The sequence below is a fragment of the Solibacillus sp. FSL W8-0474 genome, from assembly GCF_038004065.1.
Taxonomy (GTDB): Bacteria; Bacillota; Bacilli; order Bacillales_A; family Planococcaceae; genus Solibacillus; species Solibacillus faecavium.
In genome coordinates, this window is record NZ_JBBOQJ010000001.1 from 3,163,424 (window position 1) to 3,183,178 (window position 19,755).

26 protein-coding genes are annotated in these 19,755 nt (G+C 34.0%); 9 read left to right on the top strand and 17 right to left on the bottom strand.

All coding sequences use genetic code 11. The annotated features are described in order from the left end of the window. Positions 1–9: 9 nt before the first annotated feature. Entirely contained in the window at positions 10–534 is a 525-nt protein-coding gene (locus NYE67_RS16070) for a D-glycero-alpha-D-manno-heptose-1,7-bisphosphate 7-phosphatase (RefSeq protein WP_340730511.1), read from the bottom strand. Between the two features lie 205 nt (positions 535–739). On the opposite strand from NYE67_RS16070, the gene NYE67_RS16075 reads away from it, so the two are divergent. Further along, entirely contained in the window at positions 740–994 is a 255-nt protein-coding gene (locus NYE67_RS16075; RefSeq protein WP_340730512.1) for a GlsB/YeaQ/YmgE family stress response membrane protein, read from the top strand. Positions 995–1,220: 226 nt separating this feature from the next. Here NYE67_RS16075 and NYE67_RS16080 read toward each other — a convergent pair whose 3' ends face one another. After that, positions 1,221–1,607, bottom strand: coding sequence for a hypothetical protein (locus tag NYE67_RS16080; RefSeq protein ID WP_340725947.1), 387 nt, complete (start codon positions 1,605–1,607; stop codon positions 1,221–1,223). Positions 1,608–2,017: 410 nt separating this feature from the next. On the opposite strand from NYE67_RS16080, the gene NYE67_RS16085 reads away from it, so the two are divergent. Next, entirely contained in the window at positions 2,018–2,785 is a 768-nt protein-coding gene (locus tag NYE67_RS16085; protein WP_340730513.1) for a transglutaminase-like domain-containing protein, read from the top strand. Between the two features lie 91 nt (positions 2,786–2,876). On the opposite strand, the gene NYE67_RS16090 is transcribed toward NYE67_RS16085, so the two are convergent. Beyond that, entirely contained in the window at positions 2,877–3,269 is a 393-nt protein-coding gene (locus NYE67_RS16090) for a VOC family protein (RefSeq protein WP_340730514.1), read from the bottom strand. A 67-nt stretch (positions 3,270–3,336) separates the two neighbouring features. Between NYE67_RS16090 and NYE67_RS16095 the strand changes: the two genes are divergently transcribed. Beyond that, on the top strand, positions 3,337–3,666 hold the full coding sequence (locus NYE67_RS16095; protein WP_340730515.1) for a cell division protein FtsK: 330 nt from the start codon (positions 3,337–3,339) through the stop codon (positions 3,664–3,666). Between the two features lie 60 nt (positions 3,667–3,726). Here NYE67_RS16095 and NYE67_RS16100 read toward each other — a convergent pair whose 3' ends face one another. Beyond that, positions 3,727–4,224: a hypothetical protein gene (locus NYE67_RS16100; RefSeq protein WP_340730516.1), complete on the bottom strand. Its 498-nt coding sequence runs from the start codon at positions 4,222–4,224 to the stop codon at positions 3,727–3,729. A gap of 385 nt (positions 4,225–4,609) precedes the next feature. Beyond that, the gene (locus tag NYE67_RS16105; protein WP_340730517.1) at positions 4,610–5,080 is read right to left on the bottom strand and encodes a YtxH domain-containing protein; all 471 of its coding nucleotides are present in this window, start codon (positions 5,078–5,080) and stop codon (positions 4,610–4,612) included. 345 nt (positions 5,081–5,425) lie between these two features. On the opposite strand from NYE67_RS16105, the gene NYE67_RS16110 reads away from it, so the two are divergent. After that, positions 5,426–6,400, top strand: coding sequence for a papain-like cysteine protease family protein (locus NYE67_RS16110; RefSeq protein ID WP_340730518.1), 975 nt, complete (start codon positions 5,426–5,428; stop codon positions 6,398–6,400). A 119-nt stretch (positions 6,401–6,519) separates the two neighbouring features. Here the strand turns inward: NYE67_RS16110 and NYE67_RS16115 are convergent, their stop codons facing one another. Both NYE67_RS16115 and NYE67_RS16120 read right to left on the bottom strand, forming a co-directional pair. Further along, positions 6,520–7,371, bottom strand: a complete 852-nt coding sequence (locus NYE67_RS16115) for an alpha/beta fold hydrolase (protein WP_340730519.1) — start codon at positions 7,369–7,371, stop codon at positions 6,520–6,522. A gap of 123 nt (positions 7,372–7,494) precedes the next feature. Further along, complete coding sequence (locus NYE67_RS16120) at positions 7,495–7,773, bottom strand: hypothetical protein (RefSeq protein ID WP_340730520.1); 279 nt, start codon at positions 7,771–7,773, stop codon at positions 7,495–7,497. Positions 7,774–8,030: 257 nt separating this feature from the next. Between NYE67_RS16120 and NYE67_RS16125 the strand changes: the two genes are divergently transcribed. After that, a complete protein-coding gene (locus NYE67_RS16125; RefSeq protein WP_340730521.1) occupies positions 8,031–9,494 on the top strand; it encodes a phospholipase D family protein in 1,464 nt (487 codons plus the stop codon). 146 nt (positions 9,495–9,640) lie between these two features. Here NYE67_RS16125 and NYE67_RS16130 read toward each other — a convergent pair whose 3' ends face one another. Together NYE67_RS16130 and NYE67_RS16135 are read right to left on the bottom strand one after the other, a co-directional pair. Beyond that, entirely contained in the window at positions 9,641–9,973 is a 333-nt protein-coding gene (locus NYE67_RS16130; RefSeq protein WP_340730522.1) for a hypothetical protein, read from the bottom strand. Positions 9,974–10,261: 288 nt separating this feature from the next. Then, positions 10,262–10,789 carry a hypothetical protein gene (locus NYE67_RS16135; RefSeq protein WP_340730523.1) on the bottom strand — a complete coding sequence of 176 codons (528 nt, stop codon included), beginning with the start codon at positions 10,787–10,789 and terminating at the stop codon, positions 10,262–10,264. Positions 10,790–10,969: 180 nt separating this feature from the next. Between NYE67_RS16135 and NYE67_RS16140 the strand changes: the two genes are divergently transcribed. From NYE67_RS16140 to NYE67_RS16155, 4 genes are all read left to right on the top strand, one after another. After that, positions 10,970–11,110 (top strand): hypothetical protein, encoded by a 141-nt coding sequence (locus NYE67_RS16140; protein ID WP_340730524.1) that lies wholly within the window; start codon positions 10,970–10,972, stop codon positions 11,108–11,110. A gap of 33 nt (positions 11,111–11,143) precedes the next feature. Then, entirely contained in the window at positions 11,144–11,788 is a 645-nt protein-coding gene (locus tag NYE67_RS16145) for a hypothetical protein (protein ID WP_340730525.1), read from the top strand. Between the two features lie 345 nt (positions 11,789–12,133). After that, positions 12,134–12,832: a hypothetical protein gene (locus tag NYE67_RS16150; protein WP_340730526.1), complete on the top strand. Its 699-nt coding sequence runs from the start codon at positions 12,134–12,136 to the stop codon at positions 12,830–12,832. Beyond that, positions 12,819–13,532, top strand: coding sequence for a hypothetical protein (locus NYE67_RS16155; RefSeq protein WP_340730527.1), 714 nt, complete (start codon positions 12,819–12,821; stop codon positions 13,530–13,532). Before NYE67_RS16150 ends, NYE67_RS16155 begins: the two co-directional genes overlap by 14 nt. A 140-nt stretch (positions 13,533–13,672) precedes the next feature. On the opposite strand, the gene NYE67_RS16160 is transcribed toward NYE67_RS16155, so the two are convergent. The 8 genes from NYE67_RS16160 to NYE67_RS16195 all read right to left on the bottom strand — a co-directional run bounded on the left by NYE67_RS16160 (position 13,673) and on the right by NYE67_RS16195 (position 19,650). Beyond that, entirely contained in the window at positions 13,673–14,077 is a 405-nt protein-coding gene (locus NYE67_RS16160) for a hypothetical protein (protein ID WP_340730528.1), read from the bottom strand. A gap of 188 nt (positions 14,078–14,265) precedes the next feature. Beyond that, positions 14,266–14,769: a hypothetical protein gene (locus NYE67_RS16165; protein ID WP_340730529.1), complete on the bottom strand. Its 504-nt coding sequence runs from the start codon at positions 14,767–14,769 to the stop codon at positions 14,266–14,268. 249 nt (positions 14,770–15,018) lie between these two features. Beyond that, positions 15,019–15,414 carry a GNAT family N-acetyltransferase gene (locus NYE67_RS16170; protein ID WP_445683378.1) on the bottom strand — a complete coding sequence of 132 codons (396 nt, stop codon included), beginning with the start codon at positions 15,412–15,414 and terminating at the stop codon, positions 15,019–15,021. 211 nt (positions 15,415–15,625) lie between these two features. Further along, on the bottom strand, positions 15,626–16,405 hold the full coding sequence (locus NYE67_RS16175; RefSeq protein WP_340730530.1) for a class I SAM-dependent methyltransferase: 780 nt from the start codon (positions 16,403–16,405) through the stop codon (positions 15,626–15,628). Positions 16,406–16,907: 502 nt separating this feature from the next. Continuing rightward, complete coding sequence (locus NYE67_RS16180; RefSeq protein WP_340730531.1) at positions 16,908–17,420, bottom strand: HAD-IIIA family hydrolase; 513 nt, start codon at positions 17,418–17,420, stop codon at positions 16,908–16,910. 177 nt (positions 17,421–17,597) lie between these two features. Continuing rightward, positions 17,598–18,155 carry a histidine phosphatase family protein gene (locus NYE67_RS16185; protein WP_340730532.1) on the bottom strand — a complete coding sequence of 186 codons (558 nt, stop codon included), beginning with the start codon at positions 18,153–18,155 and terminating at the stop codon, positions 17,598–17,600. Positions 18,156–18,279: 124 nt separating this feature from the next. Further along, positions 18,280–18,765, bottom strand: a complete 486-nt coding sequence (locus NYE67_RS16190) for a GNAT family N-acetyltransferase (RefSeq protein WP_339213820.1) — start codon at positions 18,763–18,765, stop codon at positions 18,280–18,282. Positions 18,766–19,098: 333 nt separating this feature from the next. Then, positions 19,099–19,650, bottom strand: coding sequence for a hypothetical protein (locus NYE67_RS16195; protein ID WP_339213822.1), 552 nt, complete (start codon positions 19,648–19,650; stop codon positions 19,099–19,101). Positions 19,651–19,755: the final 105 nt, after the last annotated feature.

Here is a 19,755-nt window from a genome sequence, read left to right on the forward strand (position 1 = left end):
TACCGCTTATCATTTTAAATCTTGAATAATCCATTGTGCGGCCTCTTTTAAATTTGGATACACTGCATCTGCTAATGGATCGTGCTTCCCAATAAAAACCGTTCTTGTTCCCGCTTTTTTACCTGCCTGTATATCCGTATCCGTATCTCCCACCATGTATGATTGTTCAAGATCAATTTTAAACTTTTTCCCTAGATCTACAATCATTTTGCTATTTGGTTTTCTACATTTACACCCAGCCTTTGGTTTATGTGGACAATAGGTAACCTCATGAATCGTTGCTCCCTTTTTCGCCAATTCAGCTACCATATGGTCATGAATTTTATGTAACTGCTTTTCCTTCATAAAGCCTAATCCGATTCCACCTTGATTTGTTACGACAAACACATAATCAAAATACTCATTTAAACTTTTAATTGCTTCTTCTACCCCAGGTAAAAAATAAAACTGCTTCGGTTCGTTTACAAATTTCACTCGATGTGTCAGAACCTCATTTATGACGCCATCTCGATCTAAAAAAACTGCCCTTTTCAATCCAATCACACCTTTAAGTTTTAATCTTAGTATGTTATAAATCATCGGCTTTACGCACGGTTATTTCATATATCCCAATTTAATTGTAACTATCTATTTGCATGTGAGAAAAATAATTTTTTCTCCTAAAAGTTTAAATTCGTTAAATAAAGGTTATAAAACACTATAGCGAAATATCACAAATAAAAATTAGGAGTTGGATAGTATGAGTTTCATTTGGTTTTTAGTAATTGGCGGCCTTATCGGTTGGCTAGCAGGTGTAATTTTAGGTAAAGATGTACCAGGCGGAATTATAGGTAATATTGTAGCAGGTATTGTTGGTGCATGGATTGGTGGTATGCTTCTTGGAAGTTGGGGACCTAAAGTTTCAGATTTCTATATCGTCCCTGCTATTATTGGAGCCGTAATCCTTGTGTTCATAGTGAGCTTCATTATGAAATCAATGCGTAGAGCTTCATAAGCTAAATAATTTAAAAATTGGTCCTCTACAATTAAGTTTGTAGAGGACCTTTTTGCTGGAAAGGTAATAGACTATGTAAACTCTACTGTTAAAGTTACTTTAGGATAAATCAAGGTATTTTCTATAAATATACTACATTTAATTTTAAAAGTTCCCCCTGAGAGCTACTTTTTTCATATACTAATAGAAAGAGCGATGAAACATTGCGTCTCACCACCCTTTGACGTTATTCTTTGTTACTTTTAAGGATACTTGATATAGTAGCAGAAACCATTGCTGATGTTACAGTAACAAACCCTAGCCCCATCCAATAGTAACCTTTTTCTAGCAGCACCCACTCGGTATTTCTTATAGAAATTGCCATGAAGATTATCGAGATTACGGCAAATGCCACGGATAAAAACATATTGAATTTGCCTAATATGTCGAGATTGTTTAATTCCACTAAGAGTTGAATTGCTAAGTATACGGCTATTGTTACAGTTATTACTCCGAAAGTATAATAACCTCTTTCAAGCAACATCCAATCAGTATTGTTCCAGATTGATACTACCATAAATATAAATGAGAACACTAAACCAACTAAAGACACACCAAAGAGTATTTTATTCATTATAATCACCTCCTTTGATTTCGGAGAAGAATATGTTGGTTTTTTTATATTCAAAGAATATGGCTCTTGAAAACCCACTCTTCCCCTCTAAGTGAAAAAGAAATGTAGATAATTTTGGAAAAAATTACATTTAACAATCAATCCCCCAATTGATAAGAGGTAAAACGTTTTCATTCTTTAGTTGTACTATATGTTTTGTTTAATAAAGCGACGCTAAAATTCTTATGTAACTCCGAAACACAGTATCCCTAATAAAGTCCTCGGAAGTAAAAAGATTGTCGACCTCCTAAATTAGTTTTTACCTTCCTCTATATTACAGTACTCACCAATCACCAGATGTTTTCTTCAAAGATCAAATACCCATTAATTTGGTATAATGGTAGAATATTTAAAATCAAGGGGGGTATTAAGTGTCTTTCAACACAACTATTTCTAATCTAATAAGCGACAGAATAATGGGTGCAACAAGGGAAGATGAGAAAGTAAAACGCATCTTCTCCTGGATCAATGATGAATTTGAATGGATTGAAACGGACTATCAGGAAAGAACTGTGGAAGAAATCTTATTACGTAAGGCTGGGAATTGTGCGGAACAGGCGAAGGTCGTTGAAAAAGTTTTAAACCATATAGGAATAAAAACACGTTGGATTTTGGAAATAAACTCACATCCAGAATGGGAGGATCGACAAAATTTTTCTGAAAATCTCATTGAAAAGGATGGGAATTTCTACTCCATTTTTGGATGGAACCATAATGACCATAGATGGATTGAGTATTACAACAAAGATTCTAACCGATGGATTCCTATAGATACAGCTTTTGGTGTATTTGGTATGAAGCATTGGTTGGAAACGAGGATAAGTTTTTCTCCAGCATCTATACCAACCTCGCAACAAATAATACCTTTTTGTATTGTTGCATTAGATTCAACTAATGCTATTTCCGAGGAGCTCTCAAGTTTTTACCTCATTGAACAATTCGATCAGTATTATAATGGGTTCTTAAGTCAATCAGCCGAATGGGCAGAGTGGAAAATGTTGATCAACCAACTTACGAAGTTAGGGATGGCGACTTACAATTGTCAACACAACCTACATAAAAACCAAGATGAAATAAAACAGTTTACAATCCTTTATTCAAAGTTAAAACAAGAAGTTTTAAAAAGTGCAGTTATTTAAAATGATAATACAGTCAGTTTCCTTCTATTTCCAAGGGCACTTTTCAGAAAAGTGCCCGAATGTTAACTCCTGTTAATTTAAGGACAATGCTTCATCCATTTCCCTCGGCTTTAATGCCAAACGCTATCCATCTTCCATCTATATCTTCAACTACAAATTCCTTATTGTTGTAATCCGTATTATTTAATAAACGAACGATCTTCACATTTGAATTAATGAACTCTTTTTGAAGTTCTTCTTGGTTTTTTGTAATAAAGTAAGCATCGTACCCATAGCCATATAAATCTCTATTAGGAATTACTTTTCGTCCGTTAGTTTTAGTTAAGATAATTTCTGTTATATCACGATACAAACATATATGAGGCTCAGTTGCATTCAAATATGTGACAGCTTTAAATCCCATTTTCTGTTCATAAAATTCAGCGGTTTTTATTATATCCGATGTTGGAAATATACAGTGTGACGCTAATAAAAGATTTTTCATTTGATTACTCCTTAAATTTTTCGCTTTAGCACATGTATAATTATGGTAAAATATAAAAGGGTGAATTATGAATATTTTTAGAAAAATAATTGATTTTCTTAACAAAATGAAACACATTGATATTTGGGGAGAAAAAGATGCGGAGCAAACTAAGTATAGTAAAAGTATTAAAAATCAAAACCCTTATGGCATGATAAGTCTTGTTATGAGTGGATTTGCATTCCTTTTTCCACAATATGGACTATCCTTTCTTACACTCGTTTTTTGTATATTAACCTATTTTACATTTGATAAGGAAAAAGAAGATAATCCTTGGCCATTTTATCTTGGTATTATCATTTCATTAATAGGAATAAAAATGTTTATTACAGGTGAAATTCATGTAGTAATCATTTAATATTACCAACACAGTAAACAAGGTCACTTAACTCCTGGAGAGCAGTGACCGTTTTAATTTTCACTCGTTAGAAAAAGCCGCATCTTCTAATAACTCAAATAAGTTACTGTCATTAGAAATTTTATAATACAAATGATCGCTATCGTTATCATATTCATTGGCGAATACTAATAGTTTTTCTGTTGAATCGAGATATAACTCATACAGTTTATTTAATGTAATATAAACAATATAGTCGTAATCATCGAGTAATTTATCTGGCTTTGGTATTTTTTCAAACTTAGAGTTTTCTATAGCTTGTATAATTGCAGATTTATCATCATCTGACAGTTGCAGTTTTTTTAAATATTCATTATTCGCATTTTCATAGTCAATATAGGAGCCGTTCACATCTAGGTTTTTTGATTTAAAATCTACATCATTAAAAACTTCGTTACTGGCTAATATTTCGCTTTTGCTTTTAAAAGGAAAGACCGTTACTACTATTACAATTAGAGCTACAATAAACAATACGCCTATCCCATAGACTATTTTTTTATTTTTTATTTTATCATTCATCATCACACCTCATTTTCTTTTATATTCAAATAGTAACTCATTTTTCCTTATTTTGGATTAAATATGTAGAATTTCTTCCGATTACCGTTTCCTCGAAACAGAAAAAGAGCCTGGGACAAAACGAAAAACATCTATTTTTTTAAAGAAAAAATAGATGTTTTTCTGCTTCTGCCAGAATTGATTTCCGTTACGGGGACGCTTTCCGGGGGCACGGCCTGAGCCTGTAGTCTCAGGCGTCGTGCTGTTCCCCCAGGAGTCGCCCCTTCACTCCAATCAATTCATATAATATCAATTTCTTAATAAGACTTTTTTCCTTTTACAAAGAAATTTCTACTTATGTCCCAGCCTGCTGATTTAAAGATTATTTGTTTTCAAATTGCTATGCCTACTTCTTTGCACCTTGATTTTGACCATTACTACTATCGATCACTTCTTCGCCGGCTTCTTTCACTTTCCCGCTAATTACCTTTAAGTCCGTCTTGGCTTCCTTTGCTTGGGCAAGAATTTCACTTGATTCTTCCTTTACTGTACTAACTGGGATAATAATGTTCTCGTTTACTTTTTCATAAAGATTTTGTGCATCGCTTATTGCTTCTTTGAGAACAGAAGACGCGGACTTCAGCCGTTCTTGCAAGTCATCCTTCACTTCTGATGGATTGTTTTTGACATGGCTATACATATCCAGTGTCGAATCTTTCATATTTTTTGTTGTAGTAGTTACTTTGTTTCGTGTCGTTGAATCAAGCAGTGTCAGCGCACCACCAATAATTGCTCCTAACACTATACCTTTTAAAAGCTTCCCATTATTTTCATTTTCAGTGGTCGTGTATACATCATTATAAGAAGTTTGTGTCATAGTTTATGCTCCTTTATATTTAAATTTGTTCTCTTATTCCTTAATTGCCCGATATTTTTTCCCTTTAAACTATTTAAGGAAATTCAGCTATTCAAAGTATGAGCCCTATGGTGATATTTTTATTTCAAACCAGCTAGTAAAAATCCATTAGCCACCTCTAATTTCATATTTGTTGTTAATGTAGTTATAAAATTGTAGTGTATTTTCAAAATCGATTTTATACCTACTGCTAATAAATATAATATTCCGCACTTTCTTAAACCTATTGCTCTCTCCCCTAAAATGTATATAATGTTTTTTTGTATCAAATATTTGATACAAATCTATTAAAAGGCGGAATGATAAATGAAAAAAACCCTTACAGCAGTTTTAGCATCTGTATTACTACTCGGTGCATGCTCAGGAGACGAGAAAGAAAACACGGAGGCTAAAGTCGACACGAAAGCGTCAGCAGAAACTACTGTGGCAGTTAAACCAACAACCATTAAAGGCGAAGATTATGATGCAAATGGCGGCGCAGATGCATATGACAATGCAGGCGACAATGCAGAATCACGCTACTACAAAACACCAGATTTCTACAACATGAAATCAGATGAAAACTTAACAATCATTGAAAACTTTAAAACGTTCCAACAAACAACGGAATGGTCTTGCGGCCCAGCAACTTCATTGATGGTGCTTCATCACTTTGGCAAAGAAGACATGACAGAAATGGACATCGCTGAAGCAATGAAAGCACACACAGACCTTGATGTTGAAGGTGCAAAACCAGGCTCTGCAAATAGCTTCCATGAATACGGTTCAGATGTTAGCCGAATTCACACATTCTTTGAAAACTTAGAAGGCTTTGAAGTTGTAGAATCTAGCTACCGTGCAGACTACAAAGAGTCTGATTTAATTCAAGCAGATGGCAGTGCTACTGGCTCTAACGTTGGCAATTTACCAGAAACATTTACATGGAATAGCTTATACGCATCAGAAAACTCAAACGAAACAGAAAAATGGGTTTCAGATGCTAAGGATAGCTACTTCGTAAAATGGTTAACAGGTCATTTAGAAAACGACCGTCCAATTATGGTAGAGTGGGCTGACTGGGGTGGTCATTGGCAAGCAATTATTGGTTATGATAACAACGGTACACCAGGTATCGGTGATGATATGTTAATTTTTGCTGACCCATATGATACATCAGATCATTGGCAAGATGGTTATTATTACTACCCATTAGAGCGTTGGTTCGGTATGTGGAATGACCGCAATATCGCACCAAAACCATACCAATTACAACCGTACGTTGTTATAGACGTTGTAAAATAAATATATACTTCAAAAACCCGATTTTGCATTTTAGCTAAATCGGGTTTTCTTCTAATGATAACAGGCATGTCATTTTTTAGAAGAAGGTTATTCAATTAAATGGCACTTTAATTTATATACTACACATGCTTTTGTGTCTTGGTAGTTTCTTCAACAAAGCCCTTAAATGCCTTCTCTTCTTCAACAAACGGAAAGTGATTGGATTGTTCGAAGATCGTTAATTCAGAGTTAGGAATGAGCTCAGCAATTTCAACACTAAACTCAACTGGACATTGCGCGTCAAATTTCCCGCCAAACACATAGGTATCTACATGAATTGTCGGCAGCTCATTACGTAAATCAAATGACTTTACTGCTACTTTTCTGAAGTAATCCAGTGCTCGACCAACAGTACGTCCACTATTCGGAATTGTGAGGGCTTGTTTTAGGTTTTCTTCACTAGTAAAGGACATCAAAGCCCATTCAAAATCCAGTTTTTTTCGTATTTCTTGTGGCGTGTTCGGATCGTTTAAACTCTCCATTATATCGATAATCCGATTAAAATTTTTATTTTCCATACAGTAAATGCTATTTGGATGGGCTGCGTAAGCTTTACTTGCTGCACTGGAACCGCAAATGCATTTTGTTAAAGATTGTTGCTTTAATACAGCATATTGTAATGCAAGCATACCTCCTGTTGAATGCCCTGCAAAAGCCCATTTTGAAATATGTAATGCTTCACGAATCGCCTCTAAATCGAAAATAATTTCTTCTAAAGTCATTTGCTCATCCGCTTCAATACCATCTGAATTACCTGCACCACGGACATTAATTAAAAATACTTGATAATGCTCAGTGAATGGATTAGCAAACCAACTGCCTTTTTCATTAAAAGCACTGTAAAAATGCGTAATAGCAAGAGGCTGACCGCTTCCCTTCACAAAATATTCGAAAGTGCCTCTGGCTGTTTCAATCAATTTCTGTTCCCACATCTTAACGCATCCCCTTCGTAACGCATTGTAATATTCTTACAAATATTATTATACTCTTTTGGAGATTGTTCAATAGGAGAAATATCTACATTACTGCAGAATCGCGAAGAACTTTATTTAATTTTATGGTTCTTGAAAACCTATTGTTGCCATTATAAAAATAACAAGATAGCCAATCAAACCAAATATATTTAAGCATACTAATGTAAGTCTTACATATCCTTTCACACCGAAAATGCCAAAGATTATTCCTATAATACCTAACCCAAATGGTAAGTATAAAGTAGGTCCTATAATTAAATCAAAAATTTTTCTTTCCAAATGAAAAGGCATTTGTGTAAACGATGAACTTATTAACAGAAAAAGAATTGCGGATAATACTGAAAAAAATACTTTTAACAAACAATCACCCCATCGATTGAAGATTTGATTAACTTATTCCCAGACATCTTTATCCAATATTTGGTATTGTAACATACTAAAATATATATGGTCCTGCTATTGAATAAAGCACTTTTCGTAATCCAGAAAAGCGCTCGATCGGACGTGTTTTAAAATTCATTTTTCTCTCAAAAATCACCCGCTGCCATGCAAGCTAACGCTGTTTAACTTTGCTTTTCCACGGGAATTAAAACAGCAAGAGTATTGGAGGAATTTCAATGAAAAAAGTTCTGAAGAAATGGAACAACCGGAGTCGTAAATATAAAGTTTTAAGCGCTCTTTTACTTCTTTTTATTTTGCTATATATAGGAGAAATGATATGGCATACATATAAACCGTTGCCGGAAGGTATTTCCTATGAAGGAGACTTGCATAGAACGGACAATATTGAGATGCTGACGGATTTAACTTATGCACAAGACAAAGAAGGGACCAATCGGAAACATGAGAATTATATATTTGATGAAGTTTATACATTGATTGATGAAGCAGAACAGTTTGTGGTTGTCGATTTCTTTTTGGTTGATGGGTATTTCGATGAAAAAGAAGATTTCCCCCCAATCGCGAATCTCCTCTCTGACAAGCTTACCGAGAAAAAGAAAAACAATCCCGATATGCCTGTTATATTTATTACCGATCCGCTAAATAAAGGCTATGGCTCTTATGAAACTCCGTGGTTCAAGAAGATGCGTGAAGCCGGAGTAGAAATTGTTTACACCAATTTAGAGCCACTTCGGGATTCCACACCGATTTATTCAGGCTTATACCGATTATTTTTTCAATGGTTCGATAACGACGGAAAAGGATGGATTGCCAATGCCATGTCGAGCAAAGCACCAAAAATGACATTATCCTCCTACTTAGAACTGCTCAATGTGAAAGCCAATCACCGTAAAGCGGCCGTTTCGGAAAAGGAAGCGATTATTACATCATCAAACCCACATGATGCAAGTGGCTTCCACGGAAATCTTGCTTTGAAAGTAACAGGGCCCATCATAAACGATATTCTCAAGTCAGAAGAAGCGGTGTCGCTTATGTCGGATGGTCCGAAATTGCCAAGGGCTGATATTCCTCAGCAAGGTGAAGGTCAGTATGCTGTGCAATATTTGACCGAGAAAAAGATTTTAGATGCCTTACTCGAAGATTTAGCAGCGACAAAAGCAGGAGATAAAATTTGGATAGGCATGTTCTTTATTGCCCAGCGCGACATTGTCAACGCCTTAACCGATGCAGTAAACCGAGGTGTGCAGGTGAATATGATTCTAGACCCAAATGAAAACTCATTCGGTCAGAAAAAATCCGGTCTGCCAAATCGACCGGTTGTGAACGAACTGCTTGAGAATACAGAGGAACAGATCAACATTCGCTGGTACAATACCGTAGTCGGTCAATACCATACAAAAGCCATCTGGATCCAAACAGCGGAACAAACAATCATTTCAAGTGGATCTTCCAACTATACGGAACGAACATTGGATGATTACAACCTGGAAAATAACATCCGCATCCTCGCTCCAAATGATAGCGCGCTTGCCTTGGATATGGAACGATATTTTGAACGGCTCTGGAAAAATGAAGATGCCCTCTACACACTTGATGTGGAAGAATATCAGGATAACCTCTCCTGGTGGCAGCGCTGGATTTACATGGCGCAAAAAATAGCCAAAGTAACTACTTATTAATAGAAAAAGGAGATGCCTCAATTTGAATGTGGCATCTCCTTTTTATTTAGACTTTGTCTTTATTAAAATACACTTGAAAGAAATTTCAGTAAAAAAGCATCGAACACAGTTGGGAATCTGTAATCCGATACCTTTTAGGGTGTACTTTATCGTTCTAACACATGGCTTTCTCCTGCTTTTCGTTTCTTTTTAATGAATGTGAAAATATTTAAAAGAACTCCTATGACAAACATAGCAATTGCATTGAAAGCTAGGATTATTGCTATAGTGCCTCCCCCAAAAGATGCATCACTATAACCATCTCCGGTATTTTTATTACTATAATAAATGTCTAATGATATAAAACTATAGGTTATTACTGGAACTAAAAGAGCCATAACGATTCCAGAAATCCATAATTGAATTTTCTTTTTGCGGTATAAATACAAGGCTAAAAGATTACTAACTACAAAATATAAGATAATAAGCGATCCATCCATATGACTTGCACCCCTTTGAGATAGTTAAATATATTTAAAAAACAATGCAATAGCCATTAGACCACTTAAAATAATTAGCCCTAATATTGCTACTAAAAAAATCAATAAAGACTTTTTCATATTACTTCCCCCTTAAGGTACATAACGATATTTCTTTTTCATTCTTCATTTATCTTTTTACTTTAATACGTTTATGACGACTAGAGTTTTAATCAAATAGCGCTTCCTTTGTAGGCGTCCGCGCAAATTCAAATTAGCTGGTTTTGTTAGAAAGTTTAGGCTAATTACTTACTCATCTTCATACACGCCGTCTTTCCACAATATGTTTCCATTAGTATCAAATGCTTCGATTTTCAATGGGTCTGGTTCACCAGGATTTGCATTTTCTAAAGAATCAAAGGTAACAAACCAACCTCTAAACCCTTCATTCGTCTCAACAATTGTTGCTTCTTTCTCTATTGTTTTTTGTTTTACAAGAACAGTTGTGATTTGTTCATTTGTAATAATTCCACCAAACAAAGTTATCGGTATTTTTGGGTTATTAATCATTACCCAGTCAAAACCGTCTTCTGGATTTATCTCACCGTTGGAAGTATTTGTCCAATACTCATAATCCAACTTTTTATATCCAATACGAAATCCGGTTTCATCTTTATAGAACACAACTTCATAATCATCCTTTTGCTGTTTATCTAAAATCTCTGTTGAGTTTGGATATGGAACACTTTCTAAAAATTCGTCCGTATTATTACTTGAAGTAATGGAGCAGGCAGTCAGTAGCGGTAAAAGTATAGAAATTAAAAGTAGTTTCCTCATTTAATGATTCCCCCTTTTATGCAATTAAAAATTTATATAATGACCATAACGCTAATAACAATATTTGTAAAATTTAATCCATATTACTATTAAATTTTCTAATTAAAGAATTACGCTAGGAGCATTAAATCTATGCGTTCACTAAGTACATTCTATGGTAAAATTTTGAAGAGGTGTTTTATGAAAAGAATATTATTCAATTTATTTATTTTGTTTTGTTTAGCTTCACTTGCTGGGTGTAGCGAACAGGTCAAAGAGGTTGACGGTGAAAAAATCGTTGTAAGGAAAACACTTGAACAATTAACAACCGAGACTCGTTAAAATATTTAATAGGAATATTTGGAGGTAATTTAAATGAAAAAAAGACTCTTATTATTCAGTTTTTCAATTATAGTTGGGCTATCTTTAATTTTATTAATCAATCATTTTTCAGAAAGTAAAAATGATATTTCCACAGCAGAAGGTCTACAGAAAAATGAATTCCCTGTTATCATGTCGAGTGTAGAGTATTTTCTAATCGAGGATATTAATACGTTAGAAGAGCGATCAACACTTATAATCCAGGGTTCATTCACAGGAAATAGGAGTCAAAAAAACTGGAAAGAAAGTTCTACTAGTGAGGTAATCGCAAGGGGTTCTAAATCTGAAATTAAAGTCGGTAAAATTTATAAAGGTGCAATAGAAAACAACTCTTCTACGATTTCAATTTATGAACCTGCATACTTTGAAAATAGTACTTTTGTTAGTATAGCAGGTTACAATCTTTTGATTGAAAAAGAAGACTACTTGTTATTTCTAAGGCCCGCAAATAATGATGACACTTACGTTATTGTCGGGATGTATCAAGGGAAATATAATTTAAGTTCTAGTGATGCCGTGAAATCTGTTCAATCCTTTAAGACATACGCAGATGTAAGAGATACAGAATATTTCGGAGAAAACATGGAAGATTATAATAAACTGAAATCTCAAGTTCTAGAAAAATATCTTCAGAAATAAAACTCAAATGCGCCAAATAATGTTTACTAAAAAACTAGATAGACATTATTTGACTTTTACCTCTGCAATATCCAATATTCCACTTAAACCATAAAAATGTTCTAAAAGTTCTGTATTTAGAATTAAACATGGAAAAGGACCTGCCTCTTTTTCCAGGAAAACGCATAATTGTTGAATAACATGATCCACAAAAATATAGAAGCATATAATTATTTCGCTATGACATAAAAAAAGAAATCTACATTGTTTTGTAACAGATCGACACTGCAAATGAAGTGAACGTTCATTGTTAAAATTTGTAATTATTTTTATACTTTAAACTATAAAGGGGCGTAATTGGTGGGTATGAATTTCGTAGAAGCAGTCGTTTACAGCTTTTGCTGGTTGCTAATTTTTGTCATCGGTTTTAAGTTATATAAAAAGCAAGAGATAAAGCCGATTATTTGGAAAGCAGTCATTGTTTATTTTATCGGTAAATTTGCACTTACGTTTAATTATCCACTTGAGCAAAAGGCAATTCACTTCGCACTTATTCCATTAGGCGTGATAGCCATCTATCTATTTTTTTCAAAGCGGCCTAATTTTAATACATACTTAACATTTGCATGGTTTGGATTTTTTTCAAATTATTTATTTTTAGTAGGTACGTTATTAATTATTCCACTCTATTCTTTTCTTTATGATAAAAACGATATCCTTACGTATATAGCTCATTCGGATAACATAGAAATTTTGAGCATTCATCCGTCAGCAAATGACAATATAGCTGTTCGTGCATCTATCCTCGAGCAAGTAAAAGCTGCAAAAGAGCAACCTGTGAATATAGATTGGTACTACGAAAGTGTTGGAGATGACCGAGTTGAGGTTGAACGATTCCCGTACATTTTAGCAAATATAGCGCCGAAATGGGGTAGTCAGGCGAAGGCAACGATTTATGTGGAGAAGGATGGAAAGGGCCTGCTGATCGCATCCCCGACTAAACATTTGTATTACCGCCTCGATGAATCGATTTTACAGGAGGTGACGACAAATGAAGAAAAGTAAATATTTCATTGGAATCGTTGTAGTCATAGTGATCGCTATAGCAGGCTTTCTTTTATGGCTAAACTTTAAACAGCCAACGTCATTTTTGTCTGAAGCAGCAATGGTCGAGGAAATGAATAGCTACACAAGTTCCCTTAACGTAAAAGAAATACAAGATGTGCTCCAAGTAGATGAACACCATTACTTCGTGCCGTTTGTAAATTATGACGGTACGAAAGCGATGTCGTTTTGGAAATGGGATAAGGCAAAGTGGAAATTAGTTAATTTAACAACCCATCAAAAAATGCGCTGGCAATTAGATGAAAAAGATTTATCATCAAGTTTTATCGTGTGGAATCGAAGCTCCACTGAAGACGCAACGATGAAGTTACTATTTTACCGTGAGCGTAACTTCCTTTCATCTGGGGATAATCATTTCTTTACGCCACATGTACTATTAACGGAGGAAATAACATTGTCGGAATACGGCATTACAAAAGTGCCAGAACAATGGTCTAAACTAATGGCTGAGCTTGATAAGTCCGCTGGCGTAACAAATAATTCTATGTTCTCATTTTTCAATTACAATCCGAATTATCTAATTGCAGCCGAATATAATTTAGAAGATTTCGAGACAAATGGCACAGAAAGTTATTGGACAGGGAAAGCGGATACGACATTAGAGTTTATCATGTATTATGATTTGGATAGGATTGAATAATTGACATGAAGTGTGGAAAAGAAGAATTCCATACTTCATGTTTTTATGTGCGTCGCAAAAATGGATTTTCCTTCTTCAAGGAAAGCGCCCGATTGTAGAACAATACCCAAATTACTTCACTTTTTAAAAAGCTGAACCTTTTACCAATCTGGTCCTTCATCAGAATCACTCACTTTAAGAGTAAAAGCTTTGGGATTTAGATTGTTTTTTTTAACTAATTCATAGAAGATTGATTTTATCTCTTCTTGCTCTAATTCTGTAGCTTCTTTGTTTAATAAGATAATTTTCATCTGAATATCTTCTTTCGAATAAGCAGCAATTAAAAGACGGTATATATAACCTTTTTCCGACAATTCATTATGCACATGATTTACGATTCCATTATCTCCATATAGGAAATTCTCCATTTCCTCAGAACTTACTGTAGGTGGAACTTCAGATGCTGTTCCTTTTGGCGAAGAGTTATTGATAAATAAGAAGGTTCCTACAATTAAAATTACTACGGCTCCGACTAAAGCAATTCTATCCTTTTTCAGTTTATACACTTCCTTTTTTAATCTAAGGATATGACTGAATAAAAGGAAATAAACTTACTTGATCTTTACAAATGAAAGTAGACGCACTCCTTGTAAAAGAAAAGCGCACTTTAATTGAATAACTAAAATCGTGTCTCATTCCTTATAATTTATTCATCTTTCACTAAAGCCACCGTTAGCACAATATCAAGCACAGGTTAATTTAATGGAGATTCGATTTTATTATTTAACGCTTCTGCTTGGCTCATAAAAGAATTCATATTGGCACTTCTAGTAATACCTAATCCTAATCCAACTTCACGAAGTGCTTCCCGTAAGTTTTCAAAGTTCCGCTTATCTTCTACGGTTAAATCAGCAAATCTATATAATTCATCTTTTGGATATTGGTTTAACTTGAAATATAAATGTTCAAGAATTTCCTTTTCACTTTTTGAAAGCGTTCCCAACTGCTTTCCAGTAGTCATTCCAAGCCATATACCGTTTAATACATCGCCTAATTCAGTTGTAACCAAATTAGGTTCAGACCAATTATCTTCCATCTGGTTAGCAATCAAGCCTTCCAACTCTACTAAATTACTTTGGACTTCTGTAACAACAACTTGCTCCTTTACGAAGTTCATCTTTATAATTCCCCAAGCTACAATTGCCACGAGTAATATGTTCAAACCTATTGAAAGTCTGAAAAATAATTTTCTTTTCATTTAATTAAACCCCCCTTTATAAAAATAGCTTACCATGGTGCCATCTTGCTTATTAACATATTTCTTATCGGCGAAATTTTAATCTATTCAGACACTATCCTATATAAAAGTTATTCAACAACCTGGTCCTTTAACGGAAAAACGCGATCTTCTTATTGAAGAATCGCGCCTGATTGTTGAAGATACTTTTCCAACTATAGCTCCTATTAATGAATAAGATGTTATTGAACATTAAACTTTTTTGCTCGATTATTTCTTATGCATTATAAATTGTGATTTGCTGTATTTAAAACCGTTCTTCTCGTAGAATGGTAATAACTTTTCTTCACAAAACAAACTGATTACATCGATATGTGATAGCTCATTTAACAATTTTGATACCATTTTTGTTCCTATACCTTCCTCTCTAAAGGAATTATGTATAACTACGTCTTCAATATACGCTCTAAACTTTCCGTCTGAAACAGCTCTTGCGAAACCAATAAGGGTATCGTCTTTCCACGCACCTACTGATTTTACTTTTAGAAGCATATCTTCAATATCCTGTTGTTTTCTTTCCTCCCACCAACCTACATTTTGATACAACTTAATTAAATCATTCGGTTTAATCTTTTTATCAGTATTACTTAAAATTACAATATTCAAGTATTAACCCCCAAAAATCCTTTTACATAATTTTACTGAACTTAAAACAATATGTCTTTATTTCATTTTCGTTTAATTAATTTTTTCAGTCCAAACCTCTATTCAACGATATGGCCCTATAACGAAACAGAGCGCCGATTCTTATTACAGAATAGCGCCTGATTGTTGAATACAGAAAAAGAGTATTTTCACAAATAATTTAAATTTCCCCTTAAACTATTAGAAAGAAATGCCCACATTCATACTCAGTTAACTTTAAAGTATCACCATATTTTTCATACCAATCTCCATTCTCCAAATCAGTGTTTAATCTATTTAGACACTCATAAACGACCTCTTTGTGACCTTTAGCAAGTGGAGATGTACCCTCCTGAAAATCTTTGTTGAAATATAATTCAGGCTTTCTCCAACCACTAAAGAAAAAATGATCTACTAAATCATACGGAAGTGGATATGCTTTTATTTTTACAGGTTGTGTAATCTGAGCCTCTACCATTTGTGATATAACCTTTATAGGTGGATGAATTTTGTATGCGTCTTCCAATAAAGGCTTAAAATAATCCAGCAACCAACAATCTGTAGCACACATTCTTGGGTCTAAAGTAAAAATCACGATCCTACCATTTTCTTTTAAAACTCTTTTCATTTCACTAAAACATAAGGATAAGTTTTTAAAATGATGTGACGCAAGCGTGCAGATAATTCCGTCTACTGACTTATCCTCTAACGGTAGACTCTCTGCAACCCCCTCTTTCCAAATAACATTCCTATGTTGTTTACCTTGTGTTCTCATTACTTCCGAAGGTTCCAAAGCAATCACACGATATCCTATCTTTGCTAATTCGTAACTATAGTTTCCTGTTCCCGCACCAATGTCTAATATCGTTGCTGGAGCATCTACATCAAGTTCCAGTATTAATCTCTGTACAATACGTGTATCTGCACGCCTAGTAGTGTTATAGGTCTTCCCAATTTTATTGTAAATCGCCATTTTTTCCACACCCCTTTTGTAAGGTTGCTATCTCAAATCACTTCGGAAATAATTGTAAAAAATTAAAATACTTTCTCAAAATTAGGTACTTCTCTATAGACGCAAATTGGAATTATATGGTTCCTACCAGTGGGTTTTTGATGACCTCCGTAGCCATAGCTAGCTTATAATCCTTCCTGATGCATACAAAGAAATATTTATAGCAGTGCATTTGGAAATGTATCGAAATTACACAAAAAAAGCAATGCAATAAAAAAGAAGACCGTTGTCACAACAATGGTCTTATATATATGTCTTGTATGGGTGGCAGTTTATACCTTTCGAAACGCAGAATATTACATCTCAAGAATGTTGTTCAACAATCTGACCCTAAATTTGAATAGCACTATTCTTATTCTAGTAAAGCGTCCGATTGTTGAAAATTGTTATACAACTAAACCAGTTAGTTCAAGAAGGAACAGTTTTTTAATTAAAAATATGATGGCACAGCTAAAAACCAATATTAAATATATAGTGGTAAATCTTTAACACTGTTCAATTGATATATATTTCCTTCCTTGTAATTAGAACCTACTCTGATTCCAAAACCTTTAATTCCTATATTTATTGCTAATTCTACATCAACTGCTGAGTCACCAATCATAAAGGACTCTTCCAAATTAATTTCAGGATATTTATGAATTGCCTGCTTAATCATTCCAATATTTGGTTTTATACAAGTACATCCCTCATCTTTACCATGCGGACAATAAAAGACATCAAGCAGTTCAACACCTTGGCGAGTTAACTCTCTTTCCACTTGATTATTTATATCATGGTATTGGTCAACCGTGATATATCCTTCGTTAATAATATATTGGTTGGTAATGATTATAATTTTATAACCTTTCTTAATGACTTCTTTTAATGTGCTAATTGACCCTTCTATAAATACTGGATGCTCTACTCTAGTCCATTCATGATCTAAATAATCTTCAATTATAGTGCCATCTCTATCAAAAAATGCAACCTTCAACTTCTACACTCCTTACCGAATGATTTTTCATTTATTCTTATTGAACTAAACTGCCCTGTTGTTTGAGTACTTTACTACACAATCTAACCTAAATTTCAACCAGACGTTATTCCATTAAATGGCCCGATTATTGAAAATCGTTTTTCAACTAAACCTCCCGTTAGTTGAAAAAATATATTAAATTCTTCCCCATATTCTCTCTACGTTTTTTAGCACTTCACCATCAAAAGTTAATTTATATATATCTGGCATATCGAGATTTTGCCAAAAGGAAAAATCATACTGGCTATCAAAATAATTCATGATTAAAACCATTATATTTCCATGTGTTCCGATAACAACATTTTCATCTTTGTATTTCTCTAATATATTAAAAGTGGTTTCTACACCTCTTTTTTGAGCGACGATGTTAGACTCTCCACCCTCCCACGAAAAATTGTAGTCCTCCCATACTTTTGTTATTGCAAGAGTAAAATCGTTGGCTGGGACTGTGGTTAAAGTACGCTCTTTCAAACCCTCTATAATTTCAACTTCTGTATTTATGTATTCTGCTATGCCTTTGACTGTTTGAACAGCTCGTTTATACGGACTGGACACAACAATACCAATTTCCTCTGTTTTTAATAATTTTGTAACAACTGCTGCATCAGCAAAACCTTTTTCCGATAAAGGTCTATTTAATTCATCAGGTGTATATATAGAATGTGCGTGCCTAACAAAATATAAATTAGTCAATTTATCAGCTCCCGGTCATTTAAGTACATTATTTCGTAAGCCCTCTCGCAATAAATAAACTGTTTTCAAAAAAGAATGATCCTTTCACTCCATGAAACAATACTAAACGCTTATCCAATTAGATTTAAACTTTTAAAACCATTCGTACCGTTTTTAAAATATGGCCATCAAATTCATCATCAAATTCTTTCACAACGTCAAAACCTTTTGCTTCATAAAAAGTCTTTCCTATTTTATTGTCCTTTTCTACGTTGATATAAATTTCTTTTATACCGTCTAAATTATCGATTCCTTGTTGTAACAATGCTGAACCTATTCCTTTACCTTGTTCTTCAGGATAGAGATAAATAGCACCTAATTCAGCTTTACCATCTTCTCTTACTGGAGAAAAGTTAGCGAATCCAACAATTTTACCTGCTCTCTCTGCCACGAAGAGAAAAGATTGCTCTAAACGTTGTTGCATTCTTTCATTACTGTAAGCAGTTTTCAAGAATTTCTCTTGCACCTCTAAAGGAATTATTCCTTCATAAGTAGCATTCCAACTTGTTTTTGCTACATCTTGTACTTGTTTGATATCTTCTGATTGCATTTTACGAATTGTAAAGTCCATACAAACTCCCCTCCTGAACTAAAGCGTTTCATCCATACCAAAGTGTAATTAACATCCACCCCTTGATTTTAACATAAATATCCAATTCCTTTATTATGTCTTATTCATGAAAAGTGTCCAGATTGCTAAAGAAAGCGCAATTCCTTTTCAAGAATTGCGCTATCGTGACTTATGCTCTTCATTAGTTCAACAACTTCCTTAAATCCATTCTTTTGTATGTTTTATCATAAGAAGAGCCATCACTATCATAAAAAATCGCTTCTTTTGTATAATGGGTTTCAGGTGAATGCTGGTTAGTTGAAAAACCTTTTAAATTAATTTACTCTCTTTAATTTATTTAACTGTAGAATAAATTAACTCTCCAGCTTCAGAAAATGCCCGAATGTTTACAGGCAAGAACATATCTTCATCGGATTTAATAAAGAAAAATCGCAATCCTTGGGGACTAAAGATTAAAGCATCTTCAAAGACGTTTTTCTTAGTTTCTACTTCTATTCGATAAATCATTGGATTGAGAATTTGACCAAAGTAGTATGAAAGGCTTTTACCGTTTGAACCTGAGCTTGCCCAAGTAATTTCATCCTCTTCTCTAGGCGGATAAGATGTTGAAATTAATGTAGATTCATATCCCTCTTCATCTCTCACCTTCCAATTCCCCAACCAATTTTGCTCTAACCGAGCCACCGTAATTGAATGGCTATTTCTAAACATGGTTAACCAGTCCCCATCTATTTCCCTCACAAAATAGACCTCTTCAGTTCTTAAAGACCATTTGTCCGTCATGTTAAATACATCTTCTTCTGTCGGCAGTTGTTTATGATTATAAATTAAAAATAACGTTATCAATCCCGTTAATATTAATATTCCAATAAGTATCTTCCTCATTAATTGCCTCCTTAAATCTTATTCATCATAACATAAATTTCCAATTTAATTTAAAGTTACTCCTCGATATGCCCTATAATGATAAATAACTGGCTCCTTAATTTA

Excerpts from the sequence above, each read along its gene's own strand:
- NYE67_RS16075 (WP_340730512.1), top strand. The coding sequence starts at position 740 with ATGAGTTTCATTTGGTTTTTAGTAATTGGCGGCCTTATCGGTTGGCTA.
- NYE67_RS16080 (WP_340725947.1), bottom strand. The coding sequence starts at position 1,607 with ATGAATAAAATACTCTTTGGTGTGTCTTTAGTTGGTTTAGTGTTCTCA.
- NYE67_RS16090 (WP_340730514.1), bottom strand. The coding sequence starts at position 3,269 with ATGAAAAATCTTTTATTAGCGTCACACTGTATATTTCCAACATCGGAT.
- NYE67_RS16095 (WP_340730515.1), top strand. The coding sequence starts at position 3,337 with ATGAATATTTTTAGAAAAATAATTGATTTTCTTAACAAAATGAAACAC.
- NYE67_RS16100 (WP_340730516.1), bottom strand. The coding sequence starts at position 4,224 with ATGAATGATAAAATAAAAAATAAAAAAATAGTCTATGGGATAGGCGTA.
- NYE67_RS16105 (WP_340730517.1), bottom strand. The coding sequence starts at position 5,080 with ATGACACAAACTTCTTATAATGATGTATACACGACCACTGAAAATGAA.
- NYE67_RS16110 (WP_340730518.1), top strand. The coding sequence starts at position 5,426 with ATGAAAAAAACCCTTACAGCAGTTTTAGCATCTGTATTACTACTCGGT.
- NYE67_RS16115 (WP_340730519.1), bottom strand. The coding sequence starts at position 7,371 with ATGTGGGAACAGAAATTGATTGAAACAGCCAGAGGCACTTTCGAATAT.
- NYE67_RS16125 (WP_340730521.1), top strand. The coding sequence starts at position 8,031 with ATGAAAAAAGTTCTGAAGAAATGGAACAACCGGAGTCGTAAATATAAA.
- NYE67_RS16130 (WP_340730522.1), bottom strand. The coding sequence starts at position 9,973 with ATGGATGGATCGCTTATTATCTTATATTTTGTAGTTAGTAATCTTTTA.
- NYE67_RS16135 (WP_340730523.1), bottom strand. The coding sequence starts at position 10,789 with ATGAGGAAACTACTTTTAATTTCTATACTTTTACCGCTACTGACTGCC.
- NYE67_RS16140 (WP_340730524.1), top strand. The coding sequence starts at position 10,970 with ATGAAAAGAATATTATTCAATTTATTTATTTTGTTTTGTTTAGCTTCA.
- NYE67_RS16145 (WP_340730525.1), top strand. The coding sequence starts at position 11,144 with ATGAAAAAAAGACTCTTATTATTCAGTTTTTCAATTATAGTTGGGCTA.
- NYE67_RS16150 (WP_340730526.1), top strand. The coding sequence starts at position 12,134 with ATGAATTTCGTAGAAGCAGTCGTTTACAGCTTTTGCTGGTTGCTAATT.
- NYE67_RS16155 (WP_340730527.1), top strand. The coding sequence starts at position 12,819 with ATGAAGAAAAGTAAATATTTCATTGGAATCGTTGTAGTCATAGTGATC.
- NYE67_RS16165 (WP_340730529.1), bottom strand. The coding sequence starts at position 14,769 with ATGAAAAGAAAATTATTTTTCAGACTTTCAATAGGTTTGAACATATTA.
- NYE67_RS16175 (WP_340730530.1), bottom strand. The coding sequence starts at position 16,405 with ATGGCGATTTACAATAAAATTGGGAAGACCTATAACACTACTAGGCGT.
- NYE67_RS16190 (WP_339213820.1), bottom strand. The coding sequence starts at position 18,765 with ATGGACTTTACAATTCGTAAAATGCAATCAGAAGATATCAAACAAGTA.
- NYE67_RS16195 (WP_339213822.1), bottom strand. The coding sequence starts at position 19,650 with ATGAGGAAGATACTTATTGGAATATTAATATTAACGGGATTGATAACG.